Annotated in this window: 12 protein-coding genes and 1 tRNA gene; 6 read left to right on the forward strand and 7 right to left on the reverse strand. The window is 73.4% G+C overall.

Features of this window, described 5'->3' with window-relative positions:
* The first annotated feature begins 27 nt into the window (after window positions 1–27).
* From ACFWZH_RS14635 to ACFWZH_RS14645, 3 genes are all read left to right on the forward strand, one after another.
* Complete coding sequence (locus tag ACFWZH_RS14635; protein ID WP_384429577.1) at window positions 28–1374, forward strand: MFS transporter; 1347 nt, start codon at window positions 28–30, stop codon at window positions 1372–1374.
* Complete coding sequence (locus ACFWZH_RS14640; RefSeq protein WP_384429580.1) at window positions 1371–2429, forward strand: hypothetical protein; 1059 nt, start codon at window positions 1371–1373, stop codon at window positions 2427–2429. Before ACFWZH_RS14635 ends, ACFWZH_RS14640 begins: the two co-directional genes overlap by 4 nt.
* 70 nt (window positions 2430–2499) lie before the next feature.
* The gene (locus ACFWZH_RS14645) at window positions 2500–3033 is read left to right on the forward strand and encodes a DUF309 domain-containing protein (RefSeq protein WP_384429583.1); all 534 of its coding nucleotides are present in this window, start codon (window positions 2500–2502) and stop codon (window positions 3031–3033) included.
* 53 nt (window positions 3034–3086) lie between these two features.
* On the opposite strand, the gene ACFWZH_RS14650 is transcribed toward ACFWZH_RS14645, so the two are convergent.
* From ACFWZH_RS14650 to ACFWZH_RS14675, 6 genes are all read right to left on the reverse strand, one after another.
* The gene (locus ACFWZH_RS14650) at window positions 3087–4205 is read right to left on the reverse strand and encodes a D-alanyl-D-alanine carboxypeptidase family protein (protein WP_384429586.1); all 1119 of its coding nucleotides are present in this window, start codon (window positions 4203–4205) and stop codon (window positions 3087–3089) included.
* 209 nt (window positions 4206–4414) lie between these two features.
* Entirely contained in the window at window positions 4415–5641 is a 1227-nt protein-coding gene (locus ACFWZH_RS14655) for a cytochrome P450 (protein WP_384429589.1), read from the reverse strand.
* Between the two features lie 156 nt (window positions 5642–5797).
* Window positions 5798–7018 carry an MAB_1171c family putative transporter gene (locus ACFWZH_RS14660; protein ID WP_384429591.1) on the reverse strand — a complete coding sequence of 407 codons (1221 nt, stop codon included), beginning with the start codon at window positions 7016–7018 and terminating at the stop codon, window positions 5798–5800.
* Complete coding sequence (locus ACFWZH_RS14665) at window positions 7011–7622, reverse strand: hypothetical protein (RefSeq protein WP_384429701.1); 612 nt, start codon at window positions 7620–7622, stop codon at window positions 7011–7013. Before ACFWZH_RS14665 ends, ACFWZH_RS14660 begins: the two co-directional genes overlap by 8 nt.
* Before the next feature lie 79 nt (window positions 7623–7701).
* A complete protein-coding gene (locus tag ACFWZH_RS14670; protein ID WP_384429594.1) occupies window positions 7702–8190 on the reverse strand; it encodes a helix-turn-helix domain-containing protein in 489 nt (162 codons plus the stop codon).
* A gap of 342 nt (window positions 8191–8532) precedes the next feature.
* Window positions 8533–8609: transfer RNA gene (locus ACFWZH_RS14675), tRNA-Pro, on the reverse strand.
* Between the two features lie 165 nt (window positions 8610–8774).
* Here ACFWZH_RS14675 and ACFWZH_RS14680 point away from each other — a divergent pair.
* The 3 genes from ACFWZH_RS14680 (at window position 8775) to ACFWZH_RS14690 (ending at window position 10847) form a co-directional block, all read left to right on the forward strand.
* Window positions 8775–9068, forward strand: coding sequence for a YiaA/YiaB family inner membrane protein (locus tag ACFWZH_RS14680; RefSeq protein WP_384429597.1), 294 nt, complete (start codon window positions 8775–8777; stop codon window positions 9066–9068).
* Window positions 9069–9151: 83 nt separating this feature from the next.
* Window positions 9152–9874, forward strand: a complete 723-nt coding sequence (locus ACFWZH_RS14685; protein ID WP_384429600.1) for a transketolase — start codon at window positions 9152–9154, stop codon at window positions 9872–9874.
* A gap of 64 nt (window positions 9875–9938) precedes the next feature.
* A complete protein-coding gene (locus tag ACFWZH_RS14690; RefSeq protein ID WP_384429602.1) occupies window positions 9939–10847 on the forward strand; it encodes a transketolase family protein in 909 nt (302 codons plus the stop codon).
* A gap of 58 nt (window positions 10848–10905) precedes the next feature.
* Here ACFWZH_RS14690 and ACFWZH_RS14695 read toward each other — a convergent pair whose 3' ends face one another.
* On the reverse strand, window positions 10906–11829 hold the full coding sequence (locus tag ACFWZH_RS14695) for an alpha/beta fold hydrolase (protein ID WP_384429605.1): 924 nt from the start codon (window positions 11827–11829) through the stop codon (window positions 10906–10908).
* Window positions 11830–11939: the final 110 nt, after the last annotated feature.

The raw sequence follows: 11939 nt of genomic DNA on the forward strand, positions 1-11939 counted from the left end.
CGACGGGACCCACGGGCGGTCTGACCGATGTATCTCGCGACCACGGACGCGGCCGCGGCGGCGACACAGGTGACGCGCGGCCGCGTCGGGGGCCCGGTGATGGCCCTCGGCGCGGTCAGCCTCGTCACCGACATCTCCTCCGAGATGGTCACCGCCGTGCTGCCCCTCTACTTCGTCCTCCAACTGGGGCTCTCCCCCCTCCAGTTCGGCTTCCTCGACGGCCTCTACAACGGCGTCACCGCGCTGGTGCGGCTGCTGGGCGGGCATGCCGCCGACCGCGGCGGACGGCACAAGCTCGTCGCCGGGGCCGGCTATGCGCTCTCGGCGCTGTCCCGGCTCGGACTGCTGCTCGCCGGCGGCGGCACCCTCGGCATCGGCGCCTCGCTCGCCGCGGACCGTATCGGCAAGGGCGTGCGCACCGCCCCGCGCGATGCGCTGATCTCGCTGAGCGCCCCGCCGGACGCGCTCGGCCGGGCCTTCGGCGTGCACCGCGCGATGGACACCACCGGTGCGCTGCTGGGCCCGCTCGCGGCGTTCGCCCTGCTGTGGGCCACGGCCGACGCCTACGACGCGGTGTTCGTCGTGAGCTTCTGCGTCGGGCTGGTGGGGGTGCTGCTGCTGGTCGCGTTCGTGCCCGGAAGGGCCGCCATGGCCGCCGTGGCCGCCGGCCACCGGGGGCCGGGCGCCGGGCCACCGGCCGCCGCTCCCGGCCACCCACAGGTACCCGCCGCCGCGCCCCGCCCCCGCACCAGGCTCCTGGCGCCGCTGCGCGACCCCGCGTTCCGGCGGGTCTTCGTGGCGGCGGCGCTGCTCGGCGCGGCGACCATCGGCGACTCGTTCCTGTATCTGCTGCTCCAGCGCCGGCTGGACTTCGCGGTGAGCTGGTTCCCGCTGCTGCCGCTGGGGGCGGCCGCGGTCTATCTGCTGCTCGCGGTGCCGGCCGGGCGGCTCGGTGACCGGATCGGCCGCCGGGTGCCGTTCCTGAGCGGGCACGCGGCGCTGCTCGCCGGCTATGTCCTGCTGCTGACGACCGGTGCCGGTCCGGTGCTACTGGTGGGTGTCCTGCTGCTGCTCGGGGTGTTCTACGCCGCCACGGACGGTGTGCTGATGGCGCTCGCCGGCCCGGTGCTGCCGGCCGCACGGCGGGCGAGCGGGATGGCTCTGCTGCAGACGGGCCAGGCCCTGTGCCGGCTGCTGGCGGCGGCCGGATTCGGCGCCGCCTGGACGCTGTGGGGCACCCGTCCCGCGCTGTGCCTCGCGGCGATCGCGCTGGCCCTGGCGCTGGTGGCGGCCGCCGCCCTGCTCCCCCGCCGGGACCGCCCGGCCGGGCCGAACCCACCGGACCGCCCGGAAAGGCAGCCGTCGCGCGCATGACCCCGCCCCGCCCCGCCCCCTCCCTGTCCGCCCGGTTCGCCGCGGTCTCCCTCCGGGCCCGGATCGTCGCCGTGCTCACCGCCACCGCGGTCCTCGCCACCGTCGCCGTCGCCTACACGATCGGCGCCGCCCGGCGCGCCGAACCCACCGACGCCGCCTCCGCCTTCGGCCTCGACCACGGCCGGCTGTACTTCCGCAGCACCGGCGCCGGTTCCGGCCGGGTGGCACGGCTCCCCGCACCGGACGGCCGCACCGGCGCGGCCTCGGCGCCCCGGACCGGGCGCCGCACCACGGGCGGGCCGGCCTGCGAGCGCTTCCACGCGGCGGCCGGGACGGGCCTGTGTCTGCTGCGCCGCCCCGGTATCCCGCCCCGGTCGTACGCCGTGGTCCTGGACCGGCGGTTGCGCGAGAAACGGCGGATCGCGCTCACCGGCATCCCCAACCGGGCCCGGGTGTCGGCCTCCGGGCGGATGCTGTCGTGGACGATGTTCGCCACCGGCGACTCCTACGCCACCACCGCGTTCTCCACCCGCACCTCGATCCTGGACACCCGCACCGGCTACCTGATCAAGAACATGGAGGAGATCCCGCTCACGCTGGACGGCCGCCGCTACCACTCCCCCGACGTCAACTACTGGGGTGTCACCTTCGCCCGCGACGACAACCGCTTCTACGCCACCGTCTCGACCAAGGGCAAGACGTACCTCGTCCAGGGCGATCTGCGCAGGTGGGCGGCGCGGACGATCCGCGGGAACGTGGAGTGCCCCTCGCTCTCGCCGGACAACACCCGCCTGGCGTTCAAAAAGCGGGTCCGCTCGGGCGCCACCGATCCCTGGCGGCTGTACGTCCTGGATCTGCGCACCCTGCGCGAGCACCCGCTCGCCGAGGCCCGCAGCGTCGACGACCAGGCCGCCTGGTTGGACGACCACACCCTCGCCTACGCCCTGCCGGGCCGCGAGGGCCGGGCCTTCGACGTCTGGACCGTACCGGCGGACGGCGGCGGCCGCCCGTCGCTCGCCGTGCCGGACGCCTCCTCCCCCGTACGGGTCCCCTAGGGACCCGCACCGGGCGCGCGGGCCACGGCGTCGCCGTACGGGGCGGCCGTCAGGGGCGCACAATTGAGGGGTGAACGACACCCAGGAGCCCCGGAACGAACCCCGCAGGGACCGTGACGAGCAGGGACGGGCCCGTAACGCCCGCCCGCGCGACGGCCTCGGCCGCCCGCTGCCCTACGGCGCCCCCGGCGTGGCCCGGCAGCCCGAGGGGGTGGTCCGTGCGCCCGCGCAGTCGCTGGCCGAGGCGCAGCGGCTGCTCGACGCCGGGATGCCGTTCCACGCCCATGAGGTGCTGGAGGACGCCTGGAAGACGGCCCCGGAGGCGGAGCGCGAGCTGTGGCGGGGGCTCGCCCAACTCGCGGTGGGACTCACCCATGCGGCCCGGGGCAACGCCGTAGGGGGTACCGCGCTGCTCGACCGGGGGACGGCGGCCATCAGGCCGTACGCGGAGGTCGCCCCCTACGGGATCGATATCGGGGGACTGGTGGCCTGGGCCCGGGAACTGACGGGCCGTCTGGCCGCTCCGGGCGCCGTCTCGGCGGCCGGGGCCGCGCCCCGGCTGCGGACCGCCGGGGACGCGACCGGGAACCGCCCGGCCGGCTAGGGACGGCCCTGGGGAGGACGTCGGGCTCCGCCGGGACGCGCGGAGCCGTCGGCCTACCCCGCGCGGCCGCGCGGGTCCCGCCAGCGGGCGAGCATGGCGCCCAGTCCCATGACCACGATCCCGGCGGCGCCCGCCCCGAGGACGAGGGCGGGGCGCCAGGGTGAGGCGCCGCGGGCGCCCTGGGCGCGGGCGTCGTACGCGGCGCTCACGGCGTGCAGGGTGCCCACCGGTTCCGCGTCGCCGGCCGTGCGGAAGCCCCAGTCCAGCAGTGCGCCGGCTTCCTTGTAGACGCCGTTGACCACCTGTGACTGCGGGTTCAGCACGGTGACCAGCAGCGTGCGGCCGTTCCTGCGGGCGGCGGCGATCAGCGTGTTGCCGGCCTTGGAGGTGTAGCCGTTCTTCACGCCGATGATGCCGGGGTAGCGCGGCAGCCCGTGCGAGCCCACCAGCATGCGGTTGGTGTTCTCGATCTGGGTGGTGCCGCCGGGGCCGGGGAACGGGGCGCGGGCGGTGGCGCAGTAGCGGGCGAAGTCCTCCTGGGCGAGCCCGGCGCGGGCGAAGACGGTCAGGTCGTGCGCGGAGGACACCTGGCCGGGCGCGTCATAGCCGTCGGGGGACTTCACCGTGGTGTCGCGCGCGCCGAGTTCCCGTGCGGTCTGCTGCATCTCGCGGGCGGTGGCCTGCCAGCCGCCGTTCATCGCGGCCAGCACGTGCACCGCGTCGTTGCCGGAGCGGAGGAAGACCCCGCGCCACAGGTCGGCGACGGTGTAGCGGTGGCCGTGCCGGACGCCGACGACGCTGCTGCCCGCCCCGAGGCCCGCGAGGTCCGCGGAGCTGACCTGCCGGACCGTGTCGGACGAGAACTTCGGCAGGACCGTCACCGCGAACAGCGTCTTGAGGGTGCTGGCCGGGGCGAGCCTGCGGTGCGGGCTCTTGGTGGCCAGCACATTGCCGGTCTCCGCGTCGGCCACCATCCAGGACAGAGCGCTCAGCCCGCTGGGCAGGCTCGGCGCGCCGGGGGCGGCGACCGCCTGCACCCCGTCCGTGGTCTTCGCGGGTTGACGGGCCGTCGGCCCGCTCGCGGCGGCCGGTATGGACGTCAGGGACACACCCACGACGGCCACCAGGGCCATTGCGGCCGCCTTCTTGGACACACGCGCGTCACTTGCCATGCGGTAACGCTAAGTAGGGAACGCCCTGTTCGCACAGCGGGTGAGCCAGACGGGCCAAACGGATCCCTGGACGCCGGGCGTGTCGCATCTGCAACACCTGCAAAGAAGGACCCGCCCGGTGCGACGGGGGATGCACACCGGGCGGGTCTCAGGAACATTTCTACCGCATGGGCGAACGGTTGCGCCTCAAAAACGTGTTCGTTTGCCGATTACCAGGCGACGGGCAGCGAATTCAGGCCACGCGCACGAAGTGCCCGACGGTGCCGCAAATCACCCCGCGGAACGTCGAGTCGCAGTCCCGGAAAGCGGGCGAGCAACGCCTCCAGGGCGGTGACGACCTCCAGGCGGGCCAGCGGGGCGCCGAGGCAGTAGTGGATGCCGTGGCCCAGCGCGAGGTGCCCGGAGAGGTCCCGGCCGCGGTCGAAGGTGTCGGCATCGGGGAAACGGGCGGGGTCGCGGTTCGCGGACGCGATCGCCAGCAGCACACTCTCCCCCGCCGGGATCCGTACGCCCCCGATCTCCACGTCCTCCTTGGGAAAGCGCCGGATCGCCAGCGGGGCGGGGCCGTCGAAGCGCAGGAACTCCTCGACCGCCGCCGGCAGTTCGGCCGGATTTCGCCGCAACAAACGGAGCTGGTCGGGGTGGTCGAGCAGGGTGAGCACGGCATTGCCGATGAGGTGGACGGTGTTCTCGTATCCACCGAAGAGAATGAGGAAGGCGAGCGAGGTCAGTTCGTCCTCGGTGAGCCGGTCGCCGCCGCCTCCGCCGTCCGGCTCGTCCCGCACCGCGATCAGATCCGAGAGCAAATCGTCGCCCGGCTCCGCGCGCTTGGCCGCGATCAGACCGGTGTAGAACTCCAGCATCGCGCCGATCGCCTGCTTCATCAGCTCCGGCCGCGCCGGATCCGGGGTGATGAGCCGGTCCGTCCACGCCCGGAAGTCGCGGCGGTCGTGCTGCGGGACGCCGAGCAGATCGCAGATCACGGTGATCGGCAGCGGCCCGGCGTAGTCGGCGATCAGATCCGCCGGACCACCGCGCTCCTCCATCGCGTCCAACAGGCCCTCGGCGACCCGCCGTACGGGCTCGCGCAGCGCCTCGACCCGGCCCGGGGTGAAGGCCTTGACCACCAGGCGGCGGATCCGGGTGTGGTCCGGCGGATCCATGTTGAGCAGATTGGCGTCCAGCGCCGGCGGCAGCGCGAAGCCGCGGAAGCCGCCGGGGGCGGCGTGCCGCTTGTCCAACGAGAGCCGCGGATCGGCGAGCGCACTGCGGACATCCTCGTAACGGGTCACCAGCCAGGCGGGGTTCCCGTCCGCACCGGTGATCCGGTGCACCGGCCCGGCTTCCCGCAGCGCGGCGTAGGCGGCGTACGGATCGTCGAGCAGAGGCGTGATGTCCAGGGGGGCGTCGGGGCCGGTCTCGGCGGTTTCAGGCATGATCCCGACTCTAGGGGTTGTCCGTACGGCAGAGCCCGGGTGCTCGGCCCCGTCCCACGGCATAGGGGGACGGCACCGGTCCGCGGGGACCGGTGCCGCCTCCGTCGTGCCGGGCGGCCCGGACCCCCGTGCCGGGCCACCCCGTCTGTGGCGGTGTCAGCCGTGCGCCATCGCGCTCCGCTGACGCAGCTCGGTCAGCACGGTCTCGATCAGCGGCGAGTGGTAGACGTCCGCGACCAGCGCCAGGTGTTCGTACTCCGCGACCAGTTCGGCCTGTTCGGAGCCGGTGGCGACCACCACGCTGTCGGCTCCGTGGGCGGGGACGTGGCCGACCGCGCGGTTCTCCAGGCCGCGGCGGAGCGCGGCGGCCTCGGCGACGGCCGCCAGCTGCCGGTCGTCGAGCGCGACCGCACGGGCCCGTTCGCGGGCGATGTCGAGGGCGTCGGACTCCACATGGCGGCGGATTCCGCGCTGTACGTCCCGTATCTCGGCCATCTGCCGATTGGCCCGCCACTCCAGATCGGCGAACGGCCAGCGCACCGACCACGCCCGGGGTTCCATCGTGACCTCGGGCGTCTGGGCGGTGACGGTCCGCCAGAGCGGCGAGAGGCGGCGCAGCCGGCGCCAGGCGGCGACGCGCGGGCCGGCGGCCGGCAGGGCGAAGCCGGCCAGCACCAGGATCGCCGCGACCGACGCGCTCAGCGGCGCCACCCCGTTGGAGAGCCAGAGCGCGGGGTGGCCCGTCCAGGACAGGACGAAGCCGACGGCCTTGCAGGCGCAGTAGACCAGGCCGAGCCAGCAGCCCGCGGCCAGCACCCGCAGACCGCGCGCCAGATACGTGCCGCCGAGCCGGGCGGCGTAGCGGGGGCAGAGCGTCCCCAGGCCCGCCAGGCTCGATCCGAAGATGGCCAGATACAGCACCAGGAACAGCATGACCCCGGGGGAGTCGGTGTAGGCGGTGCTGAAGTCGCGGGGGTGCTCGACGGCGTCCGGCCGGCCGACGGCGAAGCCGGTGACGGCCACCGCCCACAGCGCGGCCACACCGCCGACGGCGGCGCGCGCCCTGCCCCGGGCGCGGGCGCGCGCCTCGGCGCCCTCGCCCGCCGTCCAGCGCAGCAGCAGCACCAACGCGCCCGCGGCGAACACCACGACGGAGGAGTAGAGAAAGACCATCGCGAGGTTGGCCACGCCGACCATCCGGTCGAAGGCGCGGTAGAGGCTCGGCGCGGAGAAGAGGAAGACCGTCGCCACGCCTCCGGTCATCACACAGGCCAGTCCCAGGTCGGCGTTGCTGCGGTCGCGGAACCAGGCGACGGACTTGTAGCCGACGATCGCCCAGGCGGCCAGCCCGAACGACAGATAGACGACGTCAAACACGTGGGCCCCCGTTCTGCTGCGCGCCCGCGGCGGCGCCACCGGAGCCCGCGCCGCCCGCCGGTGCGTCCTGTTCCCGCCGGATGTGCTGCAGGGCCGGGCCGAGCGCCGCCGCCAGCTCGGCCGCCGGTCCCTCCAGGGGGAGTTCCTGGTCGGCGGCGGACGGCGCCACCCGCTCCATGAGGAGCGTGCCGAGCACCTCCGTCTCCCGCTCGGCGAGGTTGTCGTAGCCGTGGTGCCGGGCGAGGCCCGTCGTCAGACCCATCCGCCGGAGGGCGGTGGTGACGTCGACGGACGGCGTCCACAGCTTCAGCGCGTCCTCGGTGACGGTCGGGTCCTGGGCGTGCCCCAGCAGGAGGTGGCCCAGCTCGTGCAGCACGATGTGGGCCTGGTGCCAGGGCGAGGTCCGCAGCTCGTAGAAGATCCAGTAGCCGTCGTCGGTGACGGCCGTCATGCCCGAGACCACCCCGCCCAGGCTCATCGGCACCAGATGGACGGGCCGCTCCACACGCGCGGCGACCAGGTCGCACATCCCGCGCAGATCGGTCGCGGCGGGCAGTGCCAGCTCCTTGATGAGCCGCTTGCACCGCCTGCGTATCTGGCCCACTCGCATGCTCGTCCCGTCCTCGTGTCCGGTCCGCTGCCAGATGGCGAAGATCTGGTCGCGTTCCGCGGTCCGTATCGCCTCACTCACCGCGCCGGTCACCACCCTGCTCCGGCGGGTCGGCCGGCAGGTTCATCTGCTGCCGGAACTGGGAGATGATCGTCGTCAGACTGTCCTGCACCTCCGGAGGCAGCCCCACGGAGCGCAGCGCGATGGCCCGCACCCGCCGATCCCGCATCGCGGCGAGGAAGCGGACCTCCTCCTCCACCCGCGCGGCCTGCGGCTGCGAGAGGTCTCCCAGCAGATAACCGACCGGCACGGCAAAGAACTTGGCCAGCGCCCGCAGCAGCTCCGGGCTCGGATTGGCCCGCCGGCCGTTGCGCAGCATCGACAGGTACTGCTCGGTGACCGTGACCCCTCCGTACTCCTCCACCCCGCCGCTGATCTCGTCGGCCACGAAGGCGTTGGTGTACGGGGCCCCCGGCGGGTGCATGTTCGCGAAGAGGTGGTTGAGCCGCTCCGCGAGCGCACCCCCCGCCCCGTCGGACCGGCCCTCGCCCCCCACGCCCATGCTGACCGTCCCCAATCGATCGGGCCCAACGAACAGTTAAGGCCGCCCCCGTTGTGTTCCGCATCCTGTCATGCCACGAACGCGCCGCACCAGTCCACTTACGGACAGTGAGGCCCGCCGGGCTTAACGGGGAGTTGAGTGACGGCGAAAGCATGCGAGGCCGGACCGCGCCCCGCGCGCACGGCCGGAGGCAGGAAAGGAGAGCAGGGGGAGACAGGAGGGCGCGAAGAACGAGGGCGCCAGGAGAACCGGGAAACCGAGGAGCGCGAGGAGAACGCGGCGAGAACGCGAAAAAGCCGCCTCCTCTTCCGAGAAGACGGCTTCCGACCTGCGAAAAGTCGCTGGTCGGGACGACAGGATTTGAACCTGCGACCCCTTGACCCCCAGTCAAGTGCGCTACCAAGCTGCGCCACGTCCCGATGCCCGTTCCGGCCGGGATGTCCCGGCTGACCGCGCACGAGAACAATACCGCATGTCAGAGGGTGGGTGCTGCCATATTCCGGCCCCGTGGCGCGGGCCGCCCGGCGGACAGGATGAGTACCCGTACTCATGCGCCGGTGTCACCGCGCCGCCACGCTACGCGCATGACTACTCCCTCGATTCAGCGGCCGACGACGACGGCCTTCTTCGTGCAGGCCGCGATCTCCTTCGGACTGTCGCTGGCGGCGCTGGCGATCGGGATCATCAAGCTGCCGGTGGGGCCGTGGGAGCGCGGGTTCCTCGCCATCGGCCTGGTCTTCGTGGTGTCCTCGGCCTTCACGCTGGCCAAGTGCGTACGCGACCGCCAGGAGGTGGAGGAGGTGACGAACCGGGTGGACAAGGCCCGGATCGACAAGCTCCTGATCGAGCAGGACGTCTTCAAGCCAGGGCAGGTCTGATTCCGGCCATGCCGGACCGAGGGCTTCCGGGCCGGCGGTCCGGCGCTTGACCTCAAGCGCGCTTGAGGTTGCACGCTCGACGCATGACGAACACGACGACGAAAACGCCGGCCGCACCGGCACCGCGACTCGGCTTCGACGAACTCCCCCGCCTGATGGGCCTGATGACGGGCGATGAGAAGCACGGCCCGGCGGCCACCTCCACACTCGACGCCCTCTGGGTCCTCTACGACCGCGTCCTGCGGGTCTCCCCCGCCACCGCCACGGCCCCCGAGCGGGACCGCTTCCTGCTCTCGAAGGGCCACGGGCCGATGGCCTACTACGCGGTCCTGGCCGCCAAGGGCTTCTTCCCCGTCGACCTGCTGCCGGGCTTCGGCTCGTACGACTCCCCGCTCGGCCACCACCCCGACCGGCTGCTGGTGCCCGGGGCCGAAATCGGCAGCGGCTCGCTGGGGCACGGGCTGCCGCTGGCCGTCGGCACCGCGCTCGGGCTGCGGGCGCAGGGCCTGACGGAGCCGGCCGTATGGGTGCTGATCGGCGACGCCGAACTGGACGAGGGCAGCAACCACGAGGCGGTGGCCTACGCGGGCGCCGCGGGCCTGGAGCGGCTGCACACCCTGGTCATCGACAACTCCTCCGCCACGCACGGGTGGCGCGGCGGTATCGCCTCCCGCTTCGAGGCCGCCGGCTGGTCCGCGGCCACCGTCGACGGCCGCGACCACGAGGCGCTCCACGCGGCCTTCGGCGCACCGCATCCGGGCCGTCCGCACGCGGTGGTCGCCCGTGTGGAGCCCAAGGGCGCCTGACCGCCCCGCCCGGCCCGCGTCCGGGCGCCATGACACCGAGCAGGACTTCGAGAGGATTTCAGTGATGGACACCATGCGTGAGCGTTTCGCCTCGGTCACCTCGCGACTGCTGGACGAGGATCCGCGGCTGGCGGTCGTCCTCGCCGACATCGGCGTGGACGGCTTCGCCGGGGCGGCCGAACGGCATCCGGACCGGGTGGTGAACGTCGGCATCCGGGAACAGCTGCTGGTCGGGGTGGGCGGCGGGCTGGCGCTCACCGGGCTGCGCCCGATCATGCACACCTTCGCCAGCTTCCTGGTGGAGCGCCCCTTCGAGCAGGTCAAGCTGGACTTCGGCCACCAGGGCGTGGGCGGCGTACTGGTGAGCGCCGGCGGCTCCTACGACTGGCCGAGCGGCGGCTTCACCCATATGTCGCCCGGCGATGTGGCGCTGCTCGACACGCTCGACGGCTGGACCGTGCATGTGCCCGGACATCCGGACGAGGCCGAGACGCTGCTGCGGCACGCCGCGGCGGCCGGTGACGACAAGGTCTACGTACGACTGTCCATGCAGGCCAACGACGCGCCGCGGCCCGTGGACGGGGCCGGGTTCACCACCGTTCGGCAGGGGCGCCGTGGCGTGGTGGTCGCGGTCGGCCCGATGCTGGACAACGTGCTCGCGGCAACCGAGGGGCTGGATGTGACCGTGCTGTACGCGACGACCGTGCGGCCCTTCGACGCCGCGTCGTTGCGCGCCGCGACCGGGGCGGCCGACGCCTCGGACGTGGTGGTCGTGGAGCCGTATCTGGCGGGGACCTCGACGCGCCTGGCCAATGACGCGCTGGCGGACCGGGCGCACCGGGTGCTGGGGCTGGGCGTCGGCCGCCAGGAGCTGCGCCGCTACGGACAGCTCGACGAGCACCTGGCGGCGCACGGCCTGGACCCGCGCGGCCTGCGCGAGCGGATCGTCGGGTTCCTGCCGGGACGTTCCTGAGGGCGCCACGGGGCGCCGCGGAGCGCCGTCAGCGGGCCCGCCGCGCTCCGCGCCCGGTTCAGACGTGCTTGCCGAGCCAGGCCGCCAGGTCGTCGTGCACCTCGTCGCGGTTGGTCTCGTTCAGGATCTCGTGGCGGGCGCCGGGGTACGCCTTCCAGGTCAGATCGCGGGTGCCCAGGTAGCGGAAGTCCTCCAGGAGCTCATGGACCAGGGTCATCCCCTGATGGCAGGGGTCGAGGTCGCCGACGGCGACATGGACGGGCAGTCCCCGCGGGATGCGGGCGAGGTTGGCCGGGTCGTTGATCTTGCGGATGGCGCGGACCCAGTCGAGGGCGAGGCCGGCGCAGAACGGGAAGCCGCAGTCGTCGTCGGCGACGTAGGCGTCCACCTCCGCCGGGTCTCGGGAGAGCCACTCATAGCCGGTGCGGTGGGTGAAGGCGTCGTTGAAGGAGCTGAAGTTGCGCGGGATGAAGTCGCAGAGCGTGGCGCGTCCGCGTACGGCGATCTCCGCCTCCAGGTCCGTGACGGCGCCCTCGAGGTCGAGGCCGGGCAGGGTGCGGAAGGTACCGGTGAGGATCAGACCGGCGAGGTCGGCGCCGTACTCCTGGGCGTAGTCGCGGGCCAGCATCGCGCCCATGCTGTGGCCGAGCAGGACCAGGGGGGTGCCGGGGTGGGCGGCGGCCGCGTGGTCGCCAATGCCCTTGAGGTCGGCGACGACGGCGCGCCAGGCGTCCGCGCCGACCACACCGCGGCCCCCGGTGGAGGCGGCGGTGGCGCCGTGGCCACGGTGGTCGGAGGCGATGACGCCATAGCCGAGACCGGTCAGGAAGCGGGCGAAGCGGTCATAGCGCCGGCCGTGTTCCGCCGCACCGTGGGCGATCTGGACGAGGGCGCGCGGGTGCCCGGACTCCGGGAGCCAGGTGTAGGTGGCGATCCGCGCACCGTCCGTTGCCTGGTGGAAGTCCTGCTGCATGGCCTGCATGGCATCGTCTCCTGACTGCCGGGGCGGTGGCTGACGAGTCGTCGGCGCCCACTCTGGCGCTCCGGGCGGCCCTTCGCCATGGGGCGCGCGTAGCGGAGTTGACCACTGGG

Source organism: Streptomyces sp. NPDC059008, assembly GCF_042749045.1.
Lineage (GTDB): Bacteria > Actinomycetota > Actinomycetes > Streptomycetales > Streptomycetaceae > Streptomyces.